This window comes from Herbidospora galbida, from assembly GCF_005233835.1.
Classification (GTDB): domain Bacteria; phylum Actinomycetota; class Actinomycetes; order Streptosporangiales; family Streptosporangiaceae; genus Herbidospora; species Herbidospora galbida.
Genome location: NZ_SZQA01000003.1, coordinates 126,117 through 151,651, shown reverse-complemented (window position 1 = coordinate 151,651; position 25,535 = coordinate 126,117). Strand labels below are relative to the sequence as shown.

Below are 25,535 nucleotides of genomic sequence, written 5' to 3'. Positions count from 1 at the left end.
GGCATCTCCGGCTAACTGAATATGTGGCAGCGTGATCGGCGCACGCGCTTTGCCTGACTGTCTCCCTCCTGTCAGGAAAGGTCTCTTCATGCCTTTTCGAAGGCTGGCCAGGATTCTCCTCCTGTCCGCTGCCCTCGTGCTGCCTCTGACCCCGCCGGTGGCCGCGCACGCCCAAGCGCAGGCCGCCGCAGCGGCGGCTGATCCCGAGTTCAAGGTCCTCGTCTTCTCCAAGACGACCGGTTTCCGGCACGACTCGATCCCCGACGGCATCGCCGCGATCCAGAAGCTCGGCACGGAGAACAACTTCGCCGTCGACGCCACGGAGAACAGCGCCGCTTTCACCGACGCGAACCTCGCGCAGTACGCGGCGGTCATCTTCCTGTCGACCACCGGCGACCCGCTGAGCAACGCCTCCGAGCGGGAGGCCCTGGAGAAGTACATCCAGGGCGGCGGCGGTTTCGCGGGCATCCACTCGGCCTCCGACACCCACTACAACTGGGAGTGGTACGGCAAGCTGGTCGGCGGATACTTCAAGTCCCACCCGGCCACCCAGCAGGCCACCCTCCGGACCGAAGACCCCGCCCACCCGTCGACGGCGCACCTGCCGACGACCTGGACCCGGGTCGACGAGTGGTACGACTACCAGACCAACCCGCGCAGCACCGTGCACGTGCTGCAGTCGCTAGACGAGCGGACCTACACCGGCGGCACGATGGGGATCGACCACCCCATCTCCTGGTGTCAGGACTACGACGGCGGCCGCTCCTGGTACACCGGCCTCGGCCACACCAAGGAGAGCTTCGTCGAGGCGAACTTCACCAAGATGCTGCTCGGCGGCATCCGCACGGCGGCGGGCGTCGAGAAGGCCGACTGCGCGGCCTCGCAGAGCGCGAGCTTCGAGAAGGTCACCCTCGACGACAACACCTCGAACCCGATGATGCTGGACGTCGCCAAGGACGGCCGCGTCTTCTACATCGACCGCCTCGGTGACTTCCGGATCATCAAGCCCAGCGGCGCGACCGTCACCGCCGCCCGGTTCAACGTCTACACCGCCAACGAGGCCGGCCTCATGGGCCTGGTGCTGGACACCAACTTCGACACCAACGGCTGGGTGTACGTCTACTACTCCCCCGCCGGCGTCAACGTCGACCGCCTGAGCCGCTTCACGGTCACCGGCGACACCCTCGACCTGTCGAGCGAGGTCCAGGTCCTCAACATCCCGGTCCAGCGCGCCGAGTGCTGCCATCACGGCGGCGGCCTGGCGATCGACCACAAGACCGGCGACCTCTGGCTGACCACGGGCGACAACACCAACCCGTTCGCCTCCGACGGCTACACGCCGATCGACGAGCAGGCCGGCCGCGCCGCCTGGGACGCCCAGCGCACCGCGGGCAACACCAACGACCTGAGCGGCAAGATCCTGAGGATCCGCCCGCAGGCCGACGGCACCTACACGATCCCCGAGGGCAACCTGTTCCCCCCGGGTACCGCACAGACCCGTCCCGAGATCTACGCGATGGGCTTCCGCAACCCGTTCCGCGTAGGCCTGGACGCCAAGACCGGCCTGCTCATGGTGGCCGACTACGGCCCCGACGCGGGCGCGCCCAACCCCAACCGGGGTCCGCAGGGCACCGTGGAGTGGAACCTCGTCAGCAAGCCGGGCAACTACGGCTGGCCGTACTGCGTGGGCAACAACACGCCGTACATCGACTACAACTTCCAGACCCGGGTGTCGGGGCAGGCGTTCAACTGCACGAACCTGGTCAACAACTCGCCGAACAACACGGGCCTGACCAACATCCCGCCCGCGATCCCGGCGAACATCCACTACGTCAGCCAGACCAACCCGAACAGCTTTCCCGAGCTGAACGGCGGCGCCCCCATGGCGGGCCCGGTCTACCGCTTCGACGCCGACCTCCAGTCGGACCGCAAGTGGCCGGCCTACTGGGACGGCAAGGCGATCATGGGTGAGTGGAACACGAACGAGATGTTCTCGTTCCTCCTCGACGAGCCCGGCACCAGCCAGGTCAAGATCAACCAGATCCTGACCTCGATGTCCTTCCGGCGGCCGATGGACATCAAGTTCGGCCCCGACGGCGCGCTCTACCTGATCGAGTGGGGCTCCGGCTTCGGCGGCGACAACGCCGACTCCGGCATCTACCGCATCGACTACGTGAAGGGCACCCGCCCGCCGATCGCCCGGATCGCGGCCGACAAGACCGACGGCCCGGCCCCGCTGGCCGTGCAGTTCTCCAGCCAGGGCTCCAGCGACCCCGAGGGCAAGCCGCTGACCTACGCCTGGGACTTCGACGGGAACGGCACGACCGACTCGACCGAGCAGCACCCGAGCCACACCTACACCCAGGCCGGCCAGTACAGCGCCGTGCTCACGGTGACCAACCCCGACGGCCTGAGCGGCACCGCCAACCTGCCGATCAACGCCGGCAACACCCGCCCGACCGTCACCCTGAACCTGCCCCCGAACGGCGGCTTCTTCGAGTTCGGCGACCAGGTGAACTACAAGATCACCGTCACCGACCCCGAGGACGGGGCGATCGACTGCGACGACGTCAAGATCCAGGCCTACCTGGGTCACGACAGCCACGGTCACCCGCTCGACCAGCACGAAGGCTGTGAGGGCACCATCCAGACCCTGACCGACAGCGGTCACGGGATCGACGACAACCTCTTCTACATCCTTGAGGCGACGTACGCCGACAAGGGCGGCCAGGGCGGTTCGCAGTCGCTGACCGGCCGGGCCGAGGTCATCCTCCAGCCCAAGCGCAAGCAGGCCGAGCACTTCTCCGGCACCGGCCGCGTCGCCGACGGCGTCGGCACCGACGCCGCGGGCGTGCAGATCGAGACCACCGGCGACACCCAGGGCGGCAACCAGAACATCGGGTTCACCCAGGACGGCGACTGGTTCTCCTTCACCCCGATCAACCTGGGCGGCATCTCCCAGATCCGGTTCCGCACGGCCTCGGCCGGCGTGGGCGGCACCGTGCTCGTGAAGACCGGCAACCCGGACAACGGCCCGGTGGTCGGCCAGATCGACATCACCCCGACGGGGGCGTGGCAGACGTACAAGGACGTCACGCTGAACCTGGCCAGTGCTCCGGCGACGACCGGGCCGCTGTTCTTCGTGCTGCGCAAGCCCGCGAGCGCGGCGGCGGGCGACTCGCTGCTCAACTTCAACTGGATCGACTTCATCGGCAAGGGCGTCACCGAGAACCAGCGCCCGGCCGTGACCGTGGCGGCCACCCCGCTGTCGGGCACCGCGCCGCTCAAGGTCGACTTCACCGCCACGGCGACCGACCCCGACGGGAACACGCCGCTGACGTACAAGTGGAACTTCGGCGTGAACGGCTCGCCCGAGCCGACCACGGCGGCGGCCGGCCACACCTACACCGCGCCCGGCAGCTACACCGCCTCGGTGACCGTGACCGACGCCAGGGGCGCGGCCACCACCGCGTCGGTGGCCGTGCGGGTGGACGCGGTGACCAGCACCTGCTTCTCGGGTCGTTCCGACGACTTCCTGGGCACGTCGCTGAACCGCGACCGCTGGTCGGTCATCCGCGAGGACCAGAACCTCCGGGTCCAGGACGGCAAGGTCATCCTGCCGACCTCGCTGACCGACATCTACGGCACCAACAACACGGGCACCCCGAACATCGTGCTCCAGCCCGCGCCCTCGGGCGCGTGGACGGCCACCGCGAAGCTCACCATGGACGCCCGCAACCAGTACCAGCAGGCGGGCCTGCTCATCTACGGCGACGACGACAACTACGCCAAGATGGTTCTGCAGGCGCGCGGCACCAACGACCACGCCAACCGCGTGTTCCAGTTCATCCGCGAGGAGAACGGCGTCCCGAACGAGGTCGCCGCCAGCAACTCGCCCAACCTCGGCGACGCCTACTCCGACACCGTCTACGTGCGGTTCGTCAGCGACGGCGCCAACATCACCGCGCACTACTCGCAGGACGGCGCGACGTTCACCGCGATGACGCAGACCAAGGCGCTGGCCGGGATCACCAACCCGCGCATCGGCCTGGTCTCGCTGGCCGGTTCGGGCACCCGCCCGATCGTCGACGCCGCCTTCGACTGGTTCCACATCACCCCCGACGACAAGGCCGGCTCGCCGGGCGCCAACGACGAGTTCGACGGCACCGCCCTCGACGTCTGCCGCTGGAACGCGGTCGTCCGCCCGGACGCCGCCACCCACCGGGTCGCCGGCGGCAACCTGGAGATCGACACCGCGCAGGGTGACATCTACGGCACGGCCAACACCGCGCCGAAGAACTTCATCCTCCAGACCGCGCCCTCGGGCGACTGGACCCTGGAGACCAAGCTCGACGGCTCGGCGTTCAACGAGCAGTACCACCAGGGTGGTCTGATCGTGTACGTCGACGACGACAACTACGTGAAGTTCGACTTCCTCACCGACAACACAGCCGGCTCGGCGGTCACCCGCCGCATCGAGCTGCGCAGCGAGGTCGGCGGTTCGGTGCAGAACCCGCAGCCCGGGGCGAACAACCTCACCCAGGGCGTCTGGTACCTGCGCCTGCAGAAGACCGGCACCACCTTCCGCGGTTCCTACTCGGCCGACGGCAACACCTGGACGTCCATCGCCGAGGCCGTGACCAACACGGCGGTCGGCGCGGGCAAGATCGGCCTGTTCGCCCTGGGCGCCAACCAGACGGCGGCCAAGCCGGCCAAGTTCGACTACTTCAAGGTGACCCAGCCGAGCAGCGACACGACCCCGCCGGCCACGACCGCGACGCCGAACCCGGCGCTCCCGGCCAGTGGCTGGTTCACCAGCCTGGTCCAGGTCGCCCTGGCCGCGACCGACTCCGGGTCGGGCGTGGACAAGACCGAATACCAGCTCGACGGCGGAGCGTGGACGACGTACGTCGAACCGGTCGTGGTGACCGGCGACGGCCCGCACACGCTGAACTACCGCTCGGTCGACAAGGCCGGCAACGTCGAGCCGGCCAAGTCGCTGGCCCTGAAGGTCGACGCGACCGCCCCCCTGACCACGGCCGACTTCCAGCCGGGGAACCAGGTGGCACTGGCCGCGTCCGACACCACGTCGGGCGTGGAGAAGATCGAGTACAGCCTCGACGGCGGCGCCTGGACGACCTACACCGCCGCGGTCGCCGTGACCGGTGTGGGCGACCACGAGCTCCGCTACCGGGCGATCGACAAGGCCGGGAACGTCGAGGAGACCAAGGCCGCGACGATCACGATCGAGGACACCGAGCCGACCATCGTGATCACCGGGATCGAGGGCGGCGGCACCTACGGTGACGGCGCCGACGTGACGATCGCCTGGGGGGTGGCGGGCCCCGGCGTCAAGACGGTGACCGGCACGCTCGACGGCCAGCCGTACGTCTCGGGCTCGATCCAGCCGCTCTACAAGCTCGCCCTGGGCGAGCACATCCTCCTGGTGACCGTGACGACCGAAGCGGGCGGGACGTACACCAAGGAGGTCAGGTTCACGACCACGACCTCGACCGACGACATCTCGCTCCTGATCGAGCGGTTCCAGGCAGCCGGGAAGCTCTCGGCGACCGGGGCCGCCAAGCTCCAGGACGACATCGCGAAGGTCATGGTGTCGGAGGACAAGGGCCGCGACCGCGACAAGCCGAAGATCATCAAGAAGCTTGAGCGGTTCGTCGAGGCGGTGCACGATCCCAAGATCGTCAACAACGCCGAAGCGAAGGCGACCTTCCTCCGGGACGCCGAGGCGCTGATCGAGTACTACAGCTAGTCCCAGAGAGCCGGGGCGCCTCTTCGGAGGCGCCCCGGTTTTTCATGCCGAGTACACGTGGTCGCTGATGAGCCGGGCCGCGCCCACCACGCCCGCGACGTCCTCCAGCTCCGACAGCACGATCGGCAGGTTGCCGGTCGCCAGCGGCAGCGAGCGCCGGTAGACGACGCTGCGGATCTCGGCCAGCAGGATGTGGCCCAGCCGGGCCACTCCGCCCGCGATGATCACCAGGCCGGGGTTGAAGAAGCTGACCAGACCGGCGAGCACCTGACCGACGCGGCGCCCGCCGTCTCTTATCAACTGGATCGCCACCGGGTCGCCCTGGGCGGCGGCGACGGCGACGTCTTCCGCGGTCAGCGAGCCCGTGGCGGCCAACCGTGCGGCCAGGTGGGGAGAGGCCCCGCTGCGGGCGGCCGACTCGGCCTGGGCGGCCAGGGCGGAGCCGCCGAAGTAGGCCTCCAGGCAGCCGATGTTGCCGCACGGGCAGACCGGGCCGTCTTCGTCGACCATCATGTGGCCGATGTCTCCGGCGCTGCCGGACACGCCACGGTAGATCCGGCCGTCGACCACGATGCCGCAGCCGACCCCGGTGCCGATCTTGACCAGGAGGAAGTCGTCGACCTGGCGGGCGACCCCGGAGTGCAGCTCGCCGAGCGCCATCAGGTTCACGTCGTTGTCGAGCATCGCGGGGCAGCCGAGTTCCTGGCTGACGGTCTCGCGCAGCGGGTGGCGGTTCCAGCCGGGCATGATCGGCGGCACCACCGGCACCCCCTCGGCGAAGCTCACCGGCCCCGGCACGCCGATGCCGGCCCCGTTGAGCTGCGTGTAGAGCCCCTGTTCCCGGAGTTTGCCGACGAGGTCGAAGACCCGGTCGAGCACCTGGGCCGGGCCGCTCCGTATGTCGATCGGCTCGCTCACGTGGCCGAGCACGTTCAGCTCGCCGTCGGTGACGGCGACGTCGACCGACGTGGCGCCGATGTCGATGCCCGCGAAGCGGGTGGTGGCCGACAGCCTGACCAGGCCGGACCGCCGGCCGCCGCGCGACTCGGCGAAGCCGTCGGGTTCGGCGAGGCCGAGCTCGATCAGGCGGTCGAGCTCGGCGTTGAGCTTGGACCGTGACATCCCGTCGGAGGTGAGGTCGTTGAGCTGGGCTCGCGACCTGGGCCCGTCGCGGAGGAGGCGCAGCAGCGCGGCCTGGTGCGGGTTCTCCGGGCGGTTGGTCTTCACGGTGAAAAACTACCTCACAAGCTACTTTCGTCTGAAAAATCAAAAGATTTGTTGGACCGTACGTAACTTCTAGACCATGTGCCCGAAACAATTTACGCTTCGATCGAGTCAAGTCCGCCTTAAGGATGTCCATGAAACACCGCCGCAGATGGCTCATCGCCACCGCCACACTGCTCGTCCTGTCGGGCGTCACCGCCGTCCCCGCGCAGGCCCACACCATCAACGCCACCGACTTCCAGCAGGTCACCCTGGCCAAGGGTGAGCCCGAGATGGGCGAGCCGATGTCGCTCGCCGTGTTACCCGACCGCTCGGTCCTGCACACGGCACGCAACGGCACCCTGCGGCGGACCGACGCCGCGGGAAACACCTCCGTCATCGGCACGCTGCCGGTCTACACCCACGACGAAGAAGGCCTGCAGGGCGTCGCGGTCGACCCCGGCTTCGCCACCAACCGGCACGTCTACCTCTACTACGCCCCGCCGCTGACCACCCCGTCGGGCGACGCCCCCGCCTCCGGAACCGCCGCCACCTGGACGACGTGGACCGGCGTGAACCGCCTGTCCCGGTTCACGCTCAACGCCAACTTCACGCTGAACATGGGCAGCCAGGTCAACGTCCTGGACGTGCCCGCCAACCGCGGCATGTGCTGCCACGTCGGCGGCGACATGGACTTCGACGCGGCCGGCAACCTCTACCTGTCGACGGGTGACGACACCAACCCGTTCGAGTCGGCCGGCTACTCGCCGATCGACGAGCGGACCGAGCGCAACCCCGCCTACGACGCCCAGCGCAGCGCCGGCAACACCAACGACCTGCGCGGCAAGATCCTGCGCATCAAGGTGAACGCCGACGGGACCTACTCGATCCCCTCGGGCAACCTGTTCGCCCCGGGCACCGCGGGCACCCGTCCCGAGATCTACGCGATGGGCTTCCGCAACCCGTTCCGGATCAGCGTCGACAAGGCCACGGGCATCGTCTACGTCGGCGACTACGGCCCCGACGCGGGTTCCACCAGCTCGACCCGGGGTCCCTCCGGCCAGGTCGAGTTCAACCGGGTCACGAGCCCCGGCAACTACGGGTGGCCCTACTGCACCGGCACGAACACCACGACCGAGACGTACAACGAGTGGAACTTCGCCACCAACGCGACCGGGGCGAAGTTCAACTGCGCGGGTCAGCCGACCAACAACTCCTTCCGCAACACCGGCCTGCAGACGCTGCCGCAGCCACGCCCGGCCTGGATCCGCTACGGCGGCGACGCCGGCACCCCGTCGGCGTTCGGCGGCGGCAGTGAGTCGCCGATGGGCGGCCCGGTCTACCGTTACAGCGCCTCGAACACCTCGACCACGAAGTTCCCGCAGGCGTTCGACGGCCAGTTCTTCGCCACCGAGTTCGGCCGGGGCTGGGTCAAGCCCATCCACGTGAACACCGACGGCTCGGTCGGCACGATCGACACCTTCCCGTGGAACGGCAAGCAGGTCATGGACTCGGCGTTCGGCCCCGACGGCGCCTACTACGTCCTCGACTACGGCACCGGCTACTTCAACGGCGACGCCAACAGCGCCCTCTACCGGTACGACTACGTCGGCGGCGGCAACCGCGCCCCGAACGCCGTGGCGGCCGCCAACCGGACCTCGGGCGCGGCCCCGCTGGCCGTGACGTTCTCCTCGGCGGGCAGCAGCGACCCCGAGGGCGGCGCGCTGACCTACTCGTGGGCGTTCGGCGACGGCACCACGTCGACGGCGGCCAACCCGACCAAGACCTACTCGACCAACGGCACCTACACGGCGACGCTGACCGTGCGCGACCCGCAGGGCGCGACCGGCACCGCGAGCGTCGTGATCAGCGTCGGCAACACCGCCCCGACCGTGACGATCAACCTGCCGGCCTCGGGCCAGCTGGCCTCCTTCGGCGACAGCGTGCCGTGGAGCGTCACCGTCACCGACCCCGAGGACGGCACGGTCGCCTGCTCGCGGGTGACCATGACCTACCTGCTCGGTCACGACCAGCACGCCCACCAGATCACCGCGCAGAACGGCTGCTCCGGCACGATCACCATCCCGGTCGACGGTGAGCACGACGACGCGGCGAACATCTTCCCGATCTTCGACGCGTCCTACACCGACAACGGCGGCCTGACCACGCACACCCAGAACCTCCTCCAGCCGCGCAAGCGCCAGGCCGAGCACTACAAGACGTCGTCGGGCGTCGCGCCGATGACCAAGACCACCGCCGACGGCGGACGCACGGTCGGCGACATCCACAACGGCGACTGGATCCAGTTCGACCCGTACAAGCTGAACAACGTGACGTCGTTCACGGCCCGGGTCTCCTCGGCCGGCATCGGCGGCACCCTCCAGTTCCGCACCGGCTCGGCGACCGGCCCGATCATCGGGCAGGCGGCCGTCGCGCCGACCGGCGGCTGGGAGACGTTCGTGAACGTCACCGGCACGATCTCAGGCGCCCCGGCGACCGCGACCTCGCTCTACGTGACCTTCGCCGGCACGGGCACCGGAGCCCTGTTCGACCTCGACAGCTTCACCTTCACGACCGGCACCCCGCCGGCCGGCGGGCGCGTCACCGGGCTCGGCGGCAAGTGCCTCGACGTCCGGGGCGGCACCGCCACCGACGGCACCCAGGTCCAGATCTACACGTGCAACAGCTCGGCGGCGCAGACGTGGACCCGTACCGGACAGACCTTCCGGGCCCTCGGCAAGTGCCTCGACGTCTCGGGCGCCAGCACCGCCAACGGCGCGAAGATCCAGATCTACACGTGCAACGGCACCAACGCCCAGAACTGGACCGTCGGGAGCGACGGCACGATCCGCAACGTCGGATCGGCCAAGTGCCTCGACGTGACGGGTAGCAGTACCGCCGACAGCACCGTCGTGTCCCAGCAGACCTGCACCGCGGCCGCGAACCAGAAGTGGACGGTTTCCTGATGCGGAAAGCCCTGATCGCGGCCGGGGCGATAGCCCTGGCCGCCACCACCCTGACGGCGTTACCGGCCCAGGCCGCCGACGCCCCCTATGACGTGCTCGTCTTCTCCAAGACGGCCGGTTTCCGGCATGACTCGATCGCGGTCGGCACCCAGGCGATCCGCGACCTCGGCGCGGCCAACAGCTTCTCGGTCACCGCCACCGAGGACGCCGCCGCCTTCACGACGTCCAACCTGGCCCAGTACGAGGCGGTGGTGTTCCTCAACACGACCGGCGACGTGCTGAACGCCACCCAGCAGACGGCGTTCGAGAGCTACATCCGCGGGGGCGGCGGCTACGTCGGCGTCCACGCGGCGGCCGACACCGAATACGGCTGGTCGTTCTACAACACTCTGGCCGGGGCCTACTTCGCCAGCCACCCGGCGATCCAGCAGGTCACCTCGCGGACCGAGAACCGGGCCCACCCGGCGACCGCCCACCTGCCGCAGGCCTGGACCCGCACCGACGAGCTGTACAACTACCAGACCAACCCGCGCTCGACCGCCCGGGTCCTGGCGACGCTCGACGAGTCGACCTACTCGGGCGGCTCGATGGGCGCCGACCACCCGATCACCTGGTGCAAGGGCATCGACAGCGGCCGCTCGTTCTACACGGGCTTCGGCCACACCCAGTCGACGTACGCCGAGGCGGGCTTCCGCAGCCAGCTCCTCGGCGGCATCCGGTACGCCGCCAAGCGCGCCGACGCCGACTGCCGCCCCGAGACGGGCTACACGACCCTCTACAACGGCTCGACCACGGGCTGGTCGCAGTCGGGGCCGGGCAGCTTCTCCAACTCCGACGCGACCCTGTCGTCCGTCGGCGGGATGGGCCTGTTCTGGTACAACGCCAAGCAGTACACCAGCTACTCGCTCAAGGCCGACTGGCGGCTGACCGGCGACAGCAACTCGGGGATCTTCATCGGCTTCCCGAACCCCGGCGGCGACCCCAACATCGCGGTCAACCAGGGCTACGAGATCCAGATCGACGCCACCGACACGGCCGACCGGACGACGGGCTCGATCTACGGCTTCAAGTCGGCCGACATCGCCGCCCGCGACGCCAACCTGAACCCGCCGGGCGAGTGGAACACCTATGAGCTGCTGGTGGAGGGCCAGCGCGTCCGGGTCTACCTGAACGGCGCGCTGATCAACGACTTCACCAACACCAACTCCGCGCGCAACCTCGACGGCTACATCGGCCTCCAGAACCACGGTTCCGGCGACCAGGCGGCGTTCCGCAACGTCCGGATCAAGGAGCTGGGCGGGCAGCCGACCTGCGACGTGCGCGTCCACGCCGAGTCGTTCACCTCGGTGAACGGCGCCCAGGCCTTCACCAAGGCGGGCGCCAACAACGGCCAGACCCTCGGCTACATCGAGCCGGGCGACTGGGCGGGCTACAACAACATCACCGTCGGCGGCGCGACCGCGATCCGGGCCCGCGTCGTCTCCGGCGGCAACGGCGGCCAGATCCAGGTCCGCACCGGCTCCCAGACGGGCCCGATCCTGGGCACTCTGACGGTCCCGAACACCGGAAGCTGGGACACCTACGCCGACGTGCTCGCCCCCCTGAGCGGCGTCCCGTCGGGCAACGCCAACATCTTCCTCACCTTCACCGGCACCGGTACCGGCCTGTTCGACGTCGACGACTTCACCTTCCTCAGGCCCTGTACGCCGACCGTCACCAACCTCGCCCTGAACAAGCCGGCCACGGCGTCGAGCGTGGAGGCGGCCCAGTACCCGGCCTCGGCCGCCGTCGACTCCTCGGCCACGACCAGGTGGGCCAGCGCCTTCGCCGACCCGCAGTGGATCCAGGTCGACCTGGGCCAGACGTACACGATCAACCGGGTCCGCCTGCTCTGGGAGGCGGCCTACGGGTCGGCGTACCAGATCCAGACCTCCACCAACGGCTCGACCTGGACCACGGCCAGATCGGTGACCGGCGGCAACGGCGGCGAGGACGACAACACGGGCCTGAACAACCAGGCCAGGTACGTGCGGATCCACGGCACGACCCGAGGCACCGCCTGGGGCTACTCGCTCTTCCAGTTCGAGGTCTACGGCAGCTAGCCGAGCTCGACCACAGGGGGCGCCGGGCGACCGGCGCCCCCTTTCCCTTGCGACCATCTCCCCACGAACCCAGCGACCAAATCACCACGCTAGAGGCGACCATCTCACCATGGGGTGTCATCATGAGAGGCATGGTCGCCACGCCACTGGGCCGTCTCATCCGCCGGCACGCCGAGCGGGCCGTCGCCGACGCGCTCGCCGACACGCGGGTCGTCCTGATCAACGGCGCGCGCCAGTCGGGCAAGAGCACCCTGGTCCGGCAGCTGGCCAAGACGGGTGAATGGCGTGATCTCGACGATCCGCTGACCCTGCAGGCCGCGCTCTCCGACCCTTCCGGATTCGTCGACTTCCCGACGCGAATGGTCATCGACGAGATCCAGCGCGCCCCCGAACTCCTGCTGGCCATCAAGTCCCAGGTGGACGCCGACCCGAGGCCCGGCCGATTCCTGCTGACCGGGTCGTCCCGGCTGCTGGCCCTGCGCTCACTCCCCGACACCCTGCCCGGCCGCATGGAGACGATCGAGCTCTGGCCGTTCTCCCAAGGGGAGATCGACGACCGTCCCGACGGGTTCATCGACGCGATCTTCACCCATGGGCCGGGGTTCCGGCACACATCGGAGCTCACCAGGGCCGACTACGCGAACCGCCTGATCCGCGGCGGCTATCCCGAGGCCGTCGCCCGCGACAGCCCGAGGCGCAGACAGCGGTTCTTCGACTCCTATGTCGGCGACCTGATCAACCGCGACGTGATGCTGTTGTCGGAGATCGAGCGCATGGCCGAACTCCGGGCCATGGTCAGGGCGCTCGCGGCCAGGTCGGGGCAGTTGCTCGTCGTCCAGGCGCTCGGCCGGGATCTCGGCCTGCCCGGCACGACCACCGCCCGGTTCCTCGCGCTCTTGGAAGAGGTATTCCTGATCAAGCGGGTGCCCGCATGGTCGAGGAACATCGGCAACCGGGCCGTGCACACCCCCAAAGTCGCCTTCGTCGACTCGGGCGTGGCGGCCAACCTCCTCGGCGTCGACGCCCACAGCCTCCTGCGGCCCGGCGGCCCGTTCGGGGCGCTGCTCGAAGGCTTCGTCCTGATGGAGCTCGCCCGCCAGACGACCTGGTCTGAGACGCTCGTCGAGCTCTACCACTACCGGACCAAGGACAAGGTCGAGGTGGACGCCGTCCTGGAGAGCCGTCAAGGCCAGGTGGTCGGCATCGAGGTCAAGGCGGCCTCGACCGTACGGCCCGACGACTTCACCGGGCTCCGTCATCTCGCCGGGCGGGTCGGGAGTGATTTCGTGGCCGGGATCGTCCTGCACACGGGCACGCAGACGTTCTCCTTCGGCGAGCGGATGCTCGCGGTTCCGGTCGGCGCCCTGTGGGAGGCGTCTGTCATATAAACCCAGGTCGCTGGGTATCTGAAAAGAAGTTCGCGGCTTTTGTCACAACTTCTGGCTCTCCCCTGTCTTAGCTGGCGTCCGGCAACGAGAGAAGGGGAAGGCATGAAGATCGTCGTCATCGGGGGAACTGGGCTGATCGGGTCCAGGATGATCGAGAAGCTCAGGGAGAACGGCCACGAAGGGGTCGCCGCCGCGCCCAGCACGGGGGTGAACACCCTCACCGGTGAGGGGCTGGCCGAGGTGATGGCGGGCGCCGACGCCGTGGTCGACGTGTCGAACTCGCCCTCCTGGAAGCGGGAGGACGTCTGGAACTTCTTCACCACGTCCACCACGAACCTCCTGGAGGCCGAGAAGGCCGCCGGGGTCGGGCATCACGTCGCCCTGTCGATCGTCGGGAGCGAGCGGCTGCCGGAGAACGACTACTTCCGGGCCAAGATCGCCCAGGAGAAGCTGATCGAGGAGTCGGGGGTGCCCTACTCGCTCGTCCACGCCACCCAGTTCTACGAGTTCGTCAAGGGCATCGCCGACGAGGCGACCCGGGACGACGGGGTGCACATCGCGCCGGTCCGGTTCCAGCCCATCGCGGCGGCCGAGGTGTCGCTGAACGTCGCCAAGGTCGCCGTCGACGCGCCGCTGAACGGGCGGCTGGAGATCGCCGGGCCCGATCAGTACCAGATGGACGAGTTCATCGGCGAGGCGCTCAAGGCCCTCGGCGACCCGCGCACGGTCGTGACCGACGTCCACGCCCGCTACTTCGGCAGTGAGCTGGAGCAGCGCTCGCTCGTGCCCGGCGACGGGGCGACCCTCGGCCGGATCGGCTATTTCGACTGGCTCAAGGACAACCAGGGGAAGTGATCACATGTCGGAAGCATGGAAGACCGCGCTGACGGTGCTCCAGGAGGTCGACCCTCCGTTCGTTCCGGAGGGGGCGCACGCGGCGACCATCGTCATCGAGTATCCGCCCGGCGACCCCGGCACCCCGCCCCACCGGCACTCGGGGCCGGCCTTCGGCTACGTCATCGAGGGGGAGATGCGGTTCGAGCTGCAGGGGCAGCCGGTCAGGATCGTCAAGGCCGGCGAGGTCTTCTGGGAGCCGGGCGGGGACGTCATCCACTTCCAGGACGGCAACGCCCGCGACGACATGCGGGTGAAGTTCACCGTCACGATGTTCTGCGCCCCGGGCACGCCGATGCTCACCTTCGTCGAACAGGACGAACTCGACCGCCTGGGATGGTCGCGATGAACGAGGAGTTCCTGGAGGCCGAACTGGCCATGGCCGAGGACAGCCACCCGGAGGAGCTCGCCGAAGAGCCGATCACCGAGTGGCTCTACGACCCCGTCGACGCCGAACGCGAGGAGATCGGCCTGCGCGGCCTCATCGGCGCCGTGGAGGTGCTCGAAGAGGACGTCATCTGGGAAAGGCCATGAATCCCACCGTCGTCCTGGTCCACGGCGCCTTCACCGGGTCGGGGAGCTGGAAGCGCGTCATCCGGCGGCTGCGCGCCGAAGGGCTGTCCGTCGTCGCGGTGGCGAACCCGCTGCGCGACCTGGAGGGCGACGCCGCCTACGTGCGCGACGTGGTCGACGGCATCGGGGGGCCGGTCGTCCTGGTCGGCCACTCCTACGGCGGCATGGTGATCAGTGAGGCCGTCCATCCGGCGGTGAAGGCGCTCGTGTACGTCTCGGCCTTCGCCCCGGAGACGGGCGAGAGCGCCCTGACTCTGGCCCAGAAGTTCGAGGGCGGCACCCTGGCCGACACCCTGATCGCCTACCCGGTCGCCACCGGCGGGCGGGAGTTCCGCATCGACCCCGACCGGTTCCAGCAGCAGTTCTGCCACGACGTCGACCCCGAGTCGGCGGCGGTGATGGCGGTGCTGCAGCGCCCGGTCACCGAGCGGGCGCTGACCGACATGGCCACCAAGGCGGCCTGGCGGAACACGCCGTCGTGGTTCGTGTACGGGGAACGCGACGCGAACATCCCGGTCGAGGCGATGCGCCACATGGCGGAACGGGCCGGTTCCCGAGGCACCCGGGAGATCTCCGGCGCCTCGCACGCGATCCCGGTCTCGTGGCCGGACACCGTGACGCGGTCCATCCTCGACGCCGTCACCCACGTGCGGTGAAGTGACCCTCGTGGATTCGCTGGAGAACGCCGCATCGGTCTTCACCGAGCTTCGGCCGCGCCTGTTCGGCATCGCCTACCGGATGCTGGGCAGCGCGGCCGAGGCCGAAGACGTCGTTCAGGACGTCTGGCTGCGCTGGCAGGCCACCGACCGGGCGGCCGTGCAGAGCCCGCCGGCGTTCCTGGCCACGATCGCCACCCGGCTGTCGATCAACGTGGCGCGGTCGGCGCGGGCGCGGCGGGAGTCGTACATCGGGCCGTGGCTGCCCGAGCCGGTCGACACCAGCGCCGATCCCACGTTGGGGGCCGAGCGCGGGGAGGCGCTGGAGTTCGCCTTCCTGCTGCTGCTCGATCGGCTCACCCCGACCGAGCGGGCGGCCTATGTGCTGCGGGAGGCGTTCGTCTATCCGTACGAGCAGATCGCCGACATCATTCAGGTGACCGCGGCCAAGGCGCGCCAGCTCGTGAGCCGGGCCCGCAAGCGCCTGGCGGCCGGGCGCCACGAGCCGATCGACAAGAGCGAGCACCGGCGGCTGCTGGAGGCCTTTCTCGACGCCGCCCAATCGGGTGACGTCGTGGCCCTGGAGCACCTGTTCGCCGAAGACGTCGTGAGCGTGACCGACGGGAACGGCGTGCGGGGCGCGGCCCGCCTGGTGATGCACGGCATCCCCCGCGTGACCAAGTTCATCGCCGCCTTCGCGCCCCGTTTCTGGCCCGGCGCGACGGTCACCTTCGTCGACGTGAACGGCACCCCGGCCGTGTTCGTCCCCGCCCGGGAGAAGGTCGGCGGGGCCCTGCTCGTCCTGGACGCCTCCTCCGACGGCATCCACCAATTGCTGTGGCTCATGAACCCCGACAAACTCTCCGGTTACGCGAAATGACCGATTCCCTGGCGGAACTGCTCGACGAACGCCGTCACCTGATCGACGTCGCCACCTGGCTGTTCGGCTCCGAGACGGCCGCCGACCAGGTCGTCCAGGAGACCTACCGCCGTTGGTACGCCCTCACCGACCCCGAGCGCGCCGCGATCACGCGGCCACGGGCGTGGCTGACCCGCGTGGCCGGCGGCATCTGCCTGGAGCTCCTGTCCTCCGGCACGCCCCACCCCGCGCCCCTGACGCGGAAGACGCCACCGCCCCGGTCCGGCCACGTGCCGCCGCTCCGCCACGACCACGTCTCCCTGCGCTTCGCCGCCGCCTGCTCCGCCGGTGACGCGCCCGCGCTGCGGGCGGTGCTGGCGCCGGACGTCCTGGTCGTCAGCGACGGCGGCGGCAAGATCCGCGCCCCGCTCGGGCCCACGCACGGCCCGGACGCGGTCGCCCGGTACCTGTCCCGGCTGGTGGCCGGGATCGAGGTCTGCGCCGAACCGGTGAACGGCCGGACCGGCCTGGTGCTCCGCCAGGACGGACGGGCGGTCGCGGTGGTGAGCGTCAGCGTGGCCGCGACCGACGTGACGGCGGTGTGGATCGTCCTCAACCCCGACAAACTGGAGGGCTGGCACCGCCCATGACTCTGTACGTCACCAGCGTCACCGTGACCGGCGGGAGTTCGGCCCACGGCCGGGTGACCGGCCGGGCGGTCTCGTCCGACGGCGCGCTCGACCTGGAGCTGCGGCTGCCCGGGGAACTGGGCGGCGACTCGGGCGGACCCAACCCCGAACAGCTCTTCGCCGCCGCCTACGCCGCCTGCTTCCAGGCGGCGCTGAGCCTGGCGGCCCGGCGGCACCACCTCGACCCCTCGCCGATCAGCGTGGCGGTGACGGTGACCTTCGGCCGCGACCCCGCCGACGACGGCTACCAGGTCGACGTGGACCTGGTCGTGACCTGGCCGGACGCCGACCCCGAGATGGCGGCCACGCTCGTGGCGCGGGCGGAGAGGCTCTGTCCGTACACGAAGATGACCAGGCGGGGCACCCCGGCGACGGTCAGGCTCTCGGTCGACGGGCCCGGCTGACGGCCTCCGCCGGATCGGCCAGCAGCCCCGCGAAGCCCAATTCCGCCCCGCCCACCAGCGTCGTGTCGTCGCCGAGGGCGGCGATGCGCAGTTCCACGCGCTCGCGTGACACCGGCAGGACGTTGGCCTCGATGCGGGTGCGGACCTGCTCGGCCGAGCCTCGGTAGACGTCGCGCAGCATGCCGCCGAAGACCACCACGCCCGGGTTGAACAGGTTGATCAGGTTGGCCACCCCGACGCCGAGCCAGTCGCCGACCCGGTTGAGCGCTTCGCGGGCGGTCTGGTCGCCGCGTTCGGCGGCGTGCACGACGGAGGCGACGGCGTCGCGGCCGACGCTGCCGTGGGGCCAGCCGGCCAGGTCGAGCAGGGCGCTCTCGCCGACCTCCGCCTCCAGGCAGCCCCGAGAACCGCACAGGCACGGCCGCCCGTCGAAGGGGTTCACCACCATGTGCCCGGCCTCGGCCGCGTAGCCGTCGTCGCCGCCCAGCCGCTTGCCGTCGACGATCACCCCGCCGCCCACGCCGACGTCGCCGTGCAGGTAGATGAGGTTGCGGAAGCCGATCCCGGCGCCACGCTCGTTCTCGGCGACCGCGCCGAGATGCGCCTCGTTGCCCACCCTGACGGGCAGGCCGAGCGGGAGCCGGCGTTCCAGCTCGGGCCCGAAGGCCTGGTCGACCCAGCCCGTCTTGGGGCCGTAGCGGACCGTGCCGTCGTGGGGCCGGATCATCCCGCAGAACGAGGCGCCGACCCCCACGCAGACGGCGTCGCCGGGCACGTCGCGGAGGAGCTGGCGGGCGAACTCGGCCAGTGTCCCGACGACGTCGTCGAGGTCGGGGAAGCGCCGCTGCCGCACGGCCGCCCGCCGGTCGAGGATGACGCCCCCGAGCCCGACCCGCGCCGCCACCAGCCAGTCGACGGCGACGTCGAAGGCGAGCACGAACACCTTCTCGCTCTCGGGGCTGACCACCAGCGACGGCCGCCCGGCCTTCTGGACGTCGTCGGGGAGCTCCTCCCTGACCAGGCCCAGGGCGGCGAGCTCGGCGGTCAGCGCCATGATCGTGCTGCGGTTCAGCCCGAACTCCTCCGTCAGCGCGGCCCGCGACGTCGGCCCGTTGAGGTGGATGTGCCGGAGCAGCGCCCCCAGGTTCTTCATGACCTGAGTTCAGCAGATGACGTAGTCATCCCGCGATGAGTTGTAGCTGCACGAGTCGACCAGTTTGCCGGCGGCGTTGCGCAGGTAGCCGGTGTCGGAGGTCTGGTTCCAGATGTAGGTGAAGGTCCCCTGGCCGCTGCGCTGCCAATAACGGGTCGTGGCGGTGTTCTTGCCCTTGCCGGACCGCAGCGTGACCGTCTTGCCGGGCTTGAGGGTGAACGCGGTGAACGTGTAGACGTGGTCGGAACGCTTGGTCTCGTCCTGGACGGTCCAGCCCGTCAGGCTGACCGCCTTCTTGGAGACGTTCTTGAGCTGGATGTACTCGCCGTTCACGCTGCTGTTCGCGCCGTTGTCGGGCGACCCGGGCGAGTCATAGAAGATCTTGGTGATCTGTACGGCCGGAGCCTTCGCCTGGGCGGGCTGGGACAGGACGGCGGTCGATAACAGCGCGACCGCGAGCACACGCTTCATGGAACGCTCCAAGAGGCAGGGGAACTTGCCGGGTTTCGAATGATATGGACAAGAGGCCCGTGCGCCTAGAGTGGCACTATGAAGATCGCCACGAACGACCCGGTGAGCAGGGAAGAGCTGCTCGAGTTCCTCCGCCCGCGCCACCACGCGATCGTCATCACGGCGAGACGCGACGGCCGCCCTCAGGCGTCCCCGGTGGCCTGCGGCGTCGACGCCGAGGGCCGGATCGTGATCTCGACCTATCCCGAGCGCGCCAAGACCGCCAACGCCCGCCGCAACGAGCAGGTCAGCGTGGTCGTCCTGTCGGACGACTGGAACGGCCCGTGGGTCCAGGTCGACGGCGACGCGGAGGTCCTCGACCTGCCCGAGGCGCTCGAACCCCTCGTGGAGTACTTCCGCTGCATCTCGGGCGAACACCCCGACTGGGACGAATATCGCGCCGCGATGGTCCGCCAGGGCAAGTCTCTGCTCCGCGTCACCCCGACCCGCTGGGGCCCGGTCGCGACCGGTGGTTTCCCGGCCCGCCTGGCCTAACCGACGGCCTTCTCCAACTGGGCCTTGGTCATCGTGGAGCGGCCTTTGACGTTGCGCTTCTTCGCCTCGGCGTAGAGCTGGGCCTTCGTGCGGCCGCCCGCGCCGGAGTGGGAGCGCAGCCCGCCCCGCCGGGACGACGAGATGTCGTCGAGCGAGGTCCGGCTGGCCGTCTTGGACTCCCCGGCCCTGGCCCGCTCCTTGTTGACCGTCCGCGCCGCGATCTCGGTGGCGCGGCGGTCGCTCTCGCCGCGCTCCTTGGCGCTCTCCTTGATGTGCTCGTACTGACGTTCCCTCTTGGGACTGGCTCCTCTGGGCATTCCTCCGCCCTCCGATCGGCATCCCGGATGTGTCGGTCCGAACCGACACCATTCCCGCATGCGCGACGCCTGAACGTCCGGGAGCCCGCCCCGCGGGGAGCGGGCCGCCGGGACGCGTCAGTGGTGGGCGGGCCGGGGGCCGTCGCCGTGGTTGGCGGCCCGGGCCGGGAGGATCACCGCGGTGATGATCACCGCGATCGAGATCACCGCGCTGATGACGAACGACAGGCGCATGCCGCCGAGGAGGGCGGCGTCGGCCGCCACGCCCGTGGCATGGAGGGTCTCGGCGCGGGCGCTCATGACCGTGATCACGAGGGCGGTGCCGATGGCCGCCGCCACCTGCTGCAGCGTGCTCAGGATCGAGCTCGCGTGGCTGTAGAGCGACGACGGGACGGCGCCCAGGCCCAGGGTGAAGACGGGGGTGAAGGTGCCGGCCAGGCCGATCATCAGCAGGGCGTGGAGACCCAGGATCTGCCAGTAGGGCATCGTCATGGTGATCTGGGTGAACCCGGCCAGCGACAGGGCGATCGCGACCGCTCCCGGGATCACGAGCACCCGGCCGCCGAAGCGGTCGAAGAGGCGGCCGACGGTCGGGCCGAGCAGGCCCATCGCGAGGCCGCCGGGCATCACGAGCAGGCCGGTCTCCAAGGTGTTGAGGCCGCGGATGTCCTGCAGGTAGAGCGGGAGCAGCACCATCGAGCCCAGCATCGCCATGAAGGCGACCGACATGAGGATCAGCGAGATCGTGTAGGTGCGGTGGGTCAGCGTGCGCAGGTCGAGCAGCGGGCCGCCGCGCTTCTGCAGCCGCAGCTGCCGGAACACGAACACGGCGATCAGCACCACGCCCCCGCCGACCATCGAGCCGGCCACGGTGGCGTCGCCGCCCTCGAAGCGGCTCAGGCCGAAGACCAGGCCGCCGAACCCGGCGGCGGCGGTCACCACGCTGAACCAGTCGATCGTGCCGATCTTGGTCTCGCCGACGTTCTTGAGCTGCTTCAGGCCGAAGTAGGTGATCAGCGCGGCGATCGGGAACACCACGGCGAACAGCAGCCGCCACGGCCCGAACTGGAGGATCACGCCGGAGACCGTCGGGCCCATGGCGGGGGCGACCGAGATGGCCAGCGACACGTTGCCCATCACCCGGCCCCGCTCGGACTCGGGCACGACCTGCATCAACGTGGTCATCAGCAGCGGCATCATGACCGCCGTGCCGGACGCCTGGACGATCCGCCCGGCGAGCAGCACCTCGAAGACGGGGGCCACCGCCGCCAGGGCCGTGCCGAACAGGAAGAGCCCCATTGCGGTCGTGTAGGCCGTGCGGGTGGTCACCCGCTGCAGGAACCAGCCGGTGATCGGGATGACGGCCGCCATGGTCAGCATGAAGGCGGTCGACAGCCACTGGGCGGTCTGCGCGGTGATCTGGAGAGCCTTCATCAACTCCGGAATGGCGTTGATCATGATGGTCTCGTTGAGGATGACCACGAACGTGGCCAGCACCAGCAGCCTGATCACGGGCGGGGTGCGACGAGGGGGATCGGTCGCGGCTTTGGCGGGTGAGTCGAGCTGGTCTAGCTGTGGGCTGGACACGGTACCTCAATCAGGGGAATGGAAAGCTGAGTTGCGGCCATGGCCAGGATGACGCGCACCACCGACAAAACTCGTCTCGTCCACTCAGAATTCCGGAACCAGCCTCCGGATGTCACCTCATTTTCAGGCGTCGCGGCGGCGATGGAACACTGCGGCCACGATGAGCAGGACCGGGGTCGAGACGACGAGGGTGACCATGTCGTCCGGCAGGTACTCGTGCAGGAACGGGGCCGCGACGAACAGGCAGCCCAAAAGGAGGCCGACGCCCGCCAGTGTGTGCCGGAGCAGCACCCCCACCGCCGCGCTGACCAGGGTCAGCAGGGTCAGGTACGCCGTCACCTCCGCCACCTGCCAGAAGTCGACCGGCGTGCCGAGCACGGCCAGCGTGATCGACGGGCCCGACAGGGCCACGGCCAGGGCGGCCGGGAGGGTCACCACGGCCAGCGCGGCGTGCTTGGCCGCGAGCTGGCGCACCCGGCGCGGCATCACGGTCAGGGTGGTCCTGATCTGCCCGCCGGTGTATTCGGAGCAGGTCGCCAGGACGCCGAAGACGATGAACCCGGCCCGCGAGTAGGCCACCGGCGTGTCGCCCACGGCGATCACGAAGGTCAGCAGCACGTTCGCCGCCAGCGTCCAGGCGAGGGTCGTCCAGGTCGCCGGGAGCGAGGCCAGCTTCGACAGTTCCGCCCTGATCACGCGTCCCTCCGGGTGAACACGGCCGCGGCGAGGACCAGCAGGCCGGCCACCCAGGCCGACATGACCAGCAGGCCGAGCAGCGGAGGGATCACCACGCCGTCGTCGCCGATCCTGCCGACGAACATCCGCATCCCGGCCATGTCGGGGAAGTAGTAGGCCAGCGGGGTGAACTTGGTGAGCAGGAAGGTCACGCTCACCACCGACGTGTTGACCAGCAGCACCGTCAGCGGGACGACCCCGTGCCGGAGCAGCACCGTGATCGCGAACGCCAGCAGCGCCGTGTACGTCCAGTAGCAGACCACCCCCGCGAGCCGCCCGGCGTCCAGGGCGGCGGCCCGTTCGGCGAGGGTGACGTGCACGATCGCCATCGTGGCCGCCGTGGCGGCGAACGCGAGCGGCACGGCGACCAGCACGACCGCGCCGGCCTTGGCCGCCAGGAAGCGCACCCGCGACGGCACCGCCGTGAGGCTGGTCGTGAGCTGCCGCCCGCCGCCCGCGTCGGCCCCTTCGGTCAGGTACTCGCTGCTGACGGCCACGACCCCGAGCACGATCACCCCCATTACGCCGAACGCCAGCTCCTGGTAGCCCCGGTCGGGGCCGGGGACGCCGCGGTTGAGCAGCGCGATCCCCGTCGGCACGACCAGCGCCAGCGCAGCGGCCAGCCAGACCGACGGCAGCGTGCCCAGCTTGGCCAGCTCCGCCCGGACCGCCCTCATCGCCCGCTCCCCGAGGTGAGCGCGAAGAACGCGTCCTCCAGGTTCCGGTGCGTCCCCGTGACCTCGGCCAGCGTGCCCCGGGCGACGATCCGCCCGTGGTCGATCACCACGACGTCGTCGACGGTCTCGGCGAGCTCCCCCATGAGGTGGCTCGACAGCAAAACGGTCCGCCCTGACCGGGCGCGCTCGCGGAGGAAGGTCCGGACGAACCGGATGCCCTCCGGGTCGAGCCCGTTGAGCGGCTCGTCGAGGATCAGCACGGACGGGTCCCCGAGCAGCGCCGTCGCCAGGGCGAGCCGCCGTCCCATGCCCAGCGAGTAGCGGCCCACCCGCCTGCCCGCCGCGTCGGTCAGCCCGACGAGCGCCAGCACCTCGTCGATCCGCGACGGTGGCAGCCCGGCCGACCGGGCCACCCACCGCAGGTGCGCGCGGCCAGTCCGGGACCGGTGCGCCCCCGATCCGTCGAGCACCGCCCCGACCGTGCGGACCGGGTCGGCCAGTCTCCCGTAGGGAACCCCGTCGACCAGCGCCGTCCCCGAATGAGCCCGGTCGAGGCCGAGCAGGATCCGCAACGTGGAGCTCTTGCCCGCGCCGTTGGGCCCGAGGAACCCCGTCACCCGTCCCGGCCGGGCCTCGAAGCCCACCCCGGCCAGGATCTCCTTGCCGCCCCGCCGCTTGACGAGGCCGTCGATGGTAATCACGCCGCCCAGTGAAGCCACGGGCCGGGAAGAGCACATCGGACCGGGGTCCGGACCCGCGTCTCGGACCCTGGTCCGATGCGTCGCACCGAAAACGGTTCCTAGACTTCGGGCGTGGTGGCGATTCCGAAACGCGAGCGGCGGGTCTGGCCTCCGATCACGGCCGTGTACGTCCTCCTGCTGCTGGTCCTGCTGTCCGCCGGGGGTGACGGGCCCGGCGTGGTCATCGTGCCCGCCGTCATCGCGGCGCTGGCGCTGGCCACCACGGTCTGGGCGCTGATCCGCGGCCGCCGCCAGCGCGCCGCCTACGAAGCCCAGCTCACCGCGTGGGCGGGCGAGCGCGCGGCCCAGGCCGAACGGCTGCGCATCGCCCGCGATCTGCACGACCTCGTCTCCCACGGCCTCGGTCTGATCACCGTCAGGGCGACCACCGCCCGCTACGTCCACGACGATCCCGAAGCGGCGCTGGAGGACATCGAGCGCATCGGCCGCGAGACCACCACGGAACTGCGCCGCATGCTCGGGGTGCTGCGCGAGAAGAGCGCGGCGGCGCCGCTGCGCCCGGCCGACAAGCTCAGCGACCTGCCCGGCATCGTCGCCGAGGCGGAGCGGGCGGGCCTGCGGGTCACCCTCGACCTGGCCGAACTCGGCGAGGTCAGCCCGGGGGCGCAGCTGGCGGTCTGCGCGGTCGTCCGCGAGGCCCTCAACAACACGGCCCGCCACGCCGGCCCGACCGGGGTGGCGGTCCGGGTCCGCCGCGACGGCGGCTGGATCGTCACGACCGTCCACGACGCCGGGCCGGTCGACGGCTGGGTCGCCCACCCGGGCGCCGGCCACGGGCTCGAAGGCCTCAGGGAACGGGTGACCGCCCTCGACGCCGGGCCGGTCGACAACGGCTTCCGGGTCAGCGCCCGCATCCCCGAGGCGTCATGACGATCCGCGTCGTCATCGCCGACGACCAGCCGCTGCTGCGCCACAGCCTGGCCGCCGTGATCGACGCCCAGGCCGACATGGCCATGGCGGGCGAGGCCGGCACCGGCGACGAGGCCATCGCCGTCTGCGCGGAGACCCGCCCCGACGTGGTGCTCATGGACATCCGGATGCCCGGCATGGACGGCATCGAGGCCACCCGCCGCATCCTGGCGGGCGACACGAACGCCAGGGTCATCGTCCTGACGATGTTCGAGCTCGACGAGTACGTCAGGTCCGCGCTGCTGGCGGGGGCGAGCGGCTTCCTGCTCAAGGACGCCCACCCCGACCGCCTGCTCGACGCGGTCCGCCGCGTCCACCAGGGGGAGTCGCTGCTGGCCCCGAGCGTGCTGGAGCGCCTGATCGAGTCCTACGTCAGCCGCCCGGCCCCCGCCAAGTCGGTGAAGACCCTGACCGAGCGGGAGACCGAGGTGCTCACCCTGGTCGGGCACGGCCTGTCGAACGACGAGATCGCCGCCCGCCTGACCATCTCGATCAAGACCGTGAAGACGCACATCGGCCATCTGCTGAGCAAACTGCACGCCCGCGACCGGGCGCATCTCGTCATCGCCGCCTACGAGAGCGATCTCGTGGGTTAGCCGTCAAGAATTCCGGCACCCACATATGGAAGCCATCAAGATCTGCTGAACCGCCCGAAAGTGCCGTTTTCCTGGACGTTGTACCGCCCGGAAAACGGAACTGAGGAGCAGTGAACAGAGATGGGTGACCTCATCTTCGTCGCCCTGACGATCGCGATCTTCGTGGTCTTCGGGTTCGTGGTGAAGGCGGTGGAGCGCCTGTGAGCGCGATCAATGCCGCCGGCCTCGTCGTGGCCATCGGCTTGGTGATCTTCATGGTCGCCGCCCTGCTGTTCCCGGAGCGGTTCTGAC

At 70.0% G+C, this 25,535-nt stretch carries 23 protein-coding genes; 15 read left to right on the top strand and 8 right to left on the bottom strand.

Translation table 11 applies throughout. The annotated features are described in order from the left end of the window. Positions 1–88: 88 nt before the first annotated feature. On the top strand, positions 89–5,770 hold the full coding sequence (locus FDA94_RS05660) for a ThuA domain-containing protein (RefSeq protein WP_137245954.1): 5,682 nt from the start codon (positions 89–91) through the stop codon (positions 5,768–5,770). Between the two features lie 42 nt (positions 5,771–5,812). Here FDA94_RS05660 and FDA94_RS05655 read toward each other — a convergent pair whose 3' ends face one another. Then, positions 5,813–6,997, bottom strand: a complete 1,185-nt coding sequence (locus FDA94_RS05655) for an ROK family transcriptional regulator (RefSeq protein WP_137245953.1) — start codon at positions 6,995–6,997, stop codon at positions 5,813–5,815. Between the two features lie 131 nt (positions 6,998–7,128). Here FDA94_RS05655 and FDA94_RS05650 point away from each other — a divergent pair, with 131 nt between their 5' ends. From FDA94_RS05650 to FDA94_RS05605, 10 genes are all read left to right on the top strand, one after another. Further along, the gene (locus tag FDA94_RS05650; RefSeq protein WP_212735196.1) at positions 7,129–9,939 is read left to right on the top strand and encodes a PQQ-dependent sugar dehydrogenase; all 2,811 of its coding nucleotides are present in this window, start codon (positions 7,129–7,131) and stop codon (positions 9,937–9,939) included. Continuing rightward, on the top strand, positions 9,939–12,041 hold the full coding sequence (locus FDA94_RS05645; protein WP_137245951.1) for a ThuA domain-containing protein: 2,103 nt from the start codon (positions 9,939–9,941) through the stop codon (positions 12,039–12,041). Before FDA94_RS05650 ends, FDA94_RS05645 begins: the two co-directional genes overlap by 1 nt. A 131-nt stretch (positions 12,042–12,172) precedes the next feature. Then, positions 12,173–13,429: an ATP-binding protein gene (locus FDA94_RS05640; RefSeq protein ID WP_246059553.1), complete on the top strand. Its 1,257-nt coding sequence runs from the start codon at positions 12,173–12,175 to the stop codon at positions 13,427–13,429. A gap of 102 nt (positions 13,430–13,531) precedes the next feature. Then, positions 13,532–14,284: an SDR family oxidoreductase gene (locus tag FDA94_RS05635; RefSeq protein ID WP_137245949.1), complete on the top strand. Its 753-nt coding sequence runs from the start codon at positions 13,532–13,534 to the stop codon at positions 14,282–14,284. Between the two features lie 4 nt (positions 14,285–14,288). After that, entirely contained in the window at positions 14,289–14,672 is a 384-nt protein-coding gene (locus FDA94_RS05630) for a cupin domain-containing protein (RefSeq protein ID WP_137245948.1), read from the top strand. After that, positions 14,669–14,857 carry a hypothetical protein gene (locus tag FDA94_RS05625; RefSeq protein WP_137245947.1) on the top strand — a complete coding sequence of 63 codons (189 nt, stop codon included), beginning with the start codon at positions 14,669–14,671 and terminating at the stop codon, positions 14,855–14,857. Before FDA94_RS05630 ends, FDA94_RS05625 begins: the two co-directional genes overlap by 4 nt. Beyond that, complete coding sequence (locus FDA94_RS05620) at positions 14,854–15,552, top strand: alpha/beta fold hydrolase (RefSeq protein ID WP_137245946.1); 699 nt, start codon at positions 14,854–14,856, stop codon at positions 15,550–15,552. The genes FDA94_RS05625 and FDA94_RS05620 overlap by 4 nt, the downstream gene beginning before the upstream one ends. Before the next feature lies 1 nt (position 15,553). After that, positions 15,554–16,432: an RNA polymerase sigma-70 factor gene (locus FDA94_RS05615; RefSeq protein WP_137245945.1), complete on the top strand. Its 879-nt coding sequence runs from the start codon at positions 15,554–15,556 to the stop codon at positions 16,430–16,432. After that, on the top strand, positions 16,429–17,061 hold the full coding sequence (locus FDA94_RS05610; protein ID WP_137245944.1) for a sigma factor: 633 nt from the start codon (positions 16,429–16,431) through the stop codon (positions 17,059–17,061). Before FDA94_RS05615 ends, FDA94_RS05610 begins: the two co-directional genes overlap by 4 nt. Beyond that, positions 17,058–17,504 (top strand): Ohr family peroxiredoxin, encoded by a 447-nt coding sequence (locus FDA94_RS05605; protein WP_137245943.1) that lies wholly within the window; start codon positions 17,058–17,060, stop codon positions 17,502–17,504. The genes FDA94_RS05610 and FDA94_RS05605 overlap by 4 nt, the downstream gene beginning before the upstream one ends. On the opposite strand, the gene FDA94_RS05600 is transcribed toward FDA94_RS05605, so the two are convergent. Together FDA94_RS05600 and FDA94_RS05595 are read right to left on the bottom strand one after the other, a co-directional pair. Continuing rightward, positions 17,476–18,657 carry an ROK family protein gene (locus tag FDA94_RS05600; RefSeq protein ID WP_137245942.1) on the bottom strand — a complete coding sequence of 394 codons (1,182 nt, stop codon included), beginning with the start codon at positions 18,655–18,657 and terminating at the stop codon, positions 17,476–17,478. The genes FDA94_RS05605 and FDA94_RS05600 overlap by 29 nt on opposite strands. Before the next feature lie 9 nt (positions 18,658–18,666). After that, the gene (locus FDA94_RS05595; RefSeq protein ID WP_137245941.1) at positions 18,667–19,128 is read right to left on the bottom strand and encodes a lamin tail domain-containing protein; all 462 of its coding nucleotides are present in this window, start codon (positions 19,126–19,128) and stop codon (positions 18,667–18,669) included. 78 nt (positions 19,129–19,206) lie between these two features. Here FDA94_RS05595 and FDA94_RS05590 point away from each other — a divergent pair, with 78 nt between their 5' ends. Then, positions 19,207–19,662: a PPOX class F420-dependent oxidoreductase gene (locus FDA94_RS05590; RefSeq protein ID WP_137245940.1), complete on the top strand. Its 456-nt coding sequence runs from the start codon at positions 19,207–19,209 to the stop codon at positions 19,660–19,662. Here FDA94_RS05590 and FDA94_RS05585 read toward each other — a convergent pair. The 5 genes from FDA94_RS05585 to FDA94_RS05565 all read right to left on the bottom strand — a co-directional run bounded on the left by FDA94_RS05585 (position 19,659) and on the right by FDA94_RS05565 (position 23,679). After that, entirely contained in the window at positions 19,659–19,979 is a 321-nt protein-coding gene (locus FDA94_RS05585) for a plasmid stabilization protein (RefSeq protein WP_137245939.1), read from the bottom strand. The genes FDA94_RS05590 and FDA94_RS05585 overlap by 4 nt on opposite strands. A gap of 117 nt (positions 19,980–20,096) precedes the next feature. Beyond that, positions 20,097–21,566: an MDR family MFS transporter gene (locus FDA94_RS05580; protein ID WP_246059551.1), complete on the bottom strand. Its 1,470-nt coding sequence runs from the start codon at positions 21,564–21,566 to the stop codon at positions 20,097–20,099. Between the two features lie 123 nt (positions 21,567–21,689). Continuing rightward, complete coding sequence (locus tag FDA94_RS05575) at positions 21,690–22,262, bottom strand: hypothetical protein (protein WP_137245938.1); 573 nt, start codon at positions 22,260–22,262, stop codon at positions 21,690–21,692. Continuing rightward, entirely contained in the window at positions 22,259–22,978 is a 720-nt protein-coding gene (locus FDA94_RS05570) for an ABC transporter permease (protein ID WP_137245937.1), read from the bottom strand. The genes FDA94_RS05575 and FDA94_RS05570 overlap by 4 nt, the downstream gene beginning before the upstream one ends. After that, positions 22,975–23,679, bottom strand: coding sequence for an ABC transporter ATP-binding protein (locus FDA94_RS05565; protein WP_137245936.1), 705 nt, complete (start codon positions 23,677–23,679; stop codon positions 22,975–22,977). The genes FDA94_RS05570 and FDA94_RS05565 overlap by 4 nt, the downstream gene beginning before the upstream one ends. Before the next feature lie 111 nt (positions 23,680–23,790). On the opposite strand from FDA94_RS05565, the gene FDA94_RS05560 reads away from it, so the two are divergent. From FDA94_RS05560 to kdpF, 3 genes are all read left to right on the top strand, one after another. Beyond that, positions 23,791–24,609 carry a sensor histidine kinase gene (locus tag FDA94_RS05560; protein WP_137245935.1) on the top strand — a complete coding sequence of 273 codons (819 nt, stop codon included), beginning with the start codon at positions 23,791–23,793 and terminating at the stop codon, positions 24,607–24,609. Further along, positions 24,606–25,244 carry a response regulator gene (locus FDA94_RS05555; protein ID WP_137245934.1) on the top strand — a complete coding sequence of 213 codons (639 nt, stop codon included), beginning with the start codon at positions 24,606–24,608 and terminating at the stop codon, positions 25,242–25,244. The genes FDA94_RS05560 and FDA94_RS05555 overlap by 4 nt, the downstream gene beginning before the upstream one ends. Before the next feature lie 200 nt (positions 25,245–25,444). Then, on the top strand, positions 25,445–25,534 hold the full coding sequence (gene kdpF, locus FDA94_RS05545; protein ID WP_034385538.1) for a K(+)-transporting ATPase subunit F: 90 nt from the start codon (positions 25,445–25,447) through the stop codon (positions 25,532–25,534). Position 25,535: the final 1 nt, after the last annotated feature.

Coding starts and splice junctions, on each gene's coding strand:
- FDA94_RS05585 (WP_137245939.1), bottom strand. CDS start 19,979: ATGCCCAGAGGAGCCAGTCCCAAGAGGGAACGTCAGTACGAGCACATC.
- FDA94_RS05595 (WP_137245941.1), bottom strand. CDS start 19,128: ATGAAGCGTGTGCTCGCGGTCGCGCTGTTATCGACCGCCGTCCTGTCC.
- FDA94_RS05635 (WP_137245949.1), top strand. CDS start 13,532: ATGAAGATCGTCGTCATCGGGGGAACTGGGCTGATCGGGTCCAGGATG.
- FDA94_RS05645 (WP_137245951.1), top strand. CDS start 9,939: ATGCGGAAAGCCCTGATCGCGGCCGGGGCGATAGCCCTGGCCGCCACC.
- FDA94_RS05640 (WP_246059553.1), top strand. CDS start 12,173: ATGGTCGCCACGCCACTGGGCCGTCTCATCCGCCGGCACGCCGAGCGG.
- FDA94_RS05625 (WP_137245947.1), top strand. CDS start 14,669: ATGAACGAGGAGTTCCTGGAGGCCGAACTGGCCATGGCCGAGGACAGC.
- FDA94_RS05605 (WP_137245943.1), top strand. CDS start 17,058: ATGACTCTGTACGTCACCAGCGTCACCGTGACCGGCGGGAGTTCGGCC.
- FDA94_RS05555 (WP_137245934.1), top strand. CDS start 24,606: ATGACGATCCGCGTCGTCATCGCCGACGACCAGCCGCTGCTGCGCCAC.
- FDA94_RS05630 (WP_137245948.1), top strand. CDS start 14,289: ATGTCGGAAGCATGGAAGACCGCGCTGACGGTGCTCCAGGAGGTCGAC.
- FDA94_RS05600 (WP_137245942.1), bottom strand. CDS start 18,657: ATGAAGAACCTGGGGGCGCTGCTCCGGCACATCCACCTCAACGGGCCG.
- FDA94_RS05590 (WP_137245940.1), top strand. CDS start 19,207: ATGAAGATCGCCACGAACGACCCGGTGAGCAGGGAAGAGCTGCTCGAG.
- FDA94_RS05570 (WP_137245937.1), bottom strand. CDS start 22,978: ATGAGGGCGGTCCGGGCGGAGCTGGCCAAGCTGGGCACGCTGCCGTCG.
- FDA94_RS05610 (WP_137245944.1), top strand. CDS start 16,429: ATGACCGATTCCCTGGCGGAACTGCTCGACGAACGCCGTCACCTGATC.
- FDA94_RS05650 (WP_212735196.1), top strand. CDS start 7,129: ATGAAACACCGCCGCAGATGGCTCATCGCCACCGCCACACTGCTCGTC.
- FDA94_RS05660 (WP_137245954.1), top strand. CDS start 89: ATGCCTTTTCGAAGGCTGGCCAGGATTCTCCTCCTGTCCGCTGCCCTC.
- FDA94_RS05620 (WP_137245946.1), top strand. CDS start 14,854: ATGAATCCCACCGTCGTCCTGGTCCACGGCGCCTTCACCGGGTCGGGG.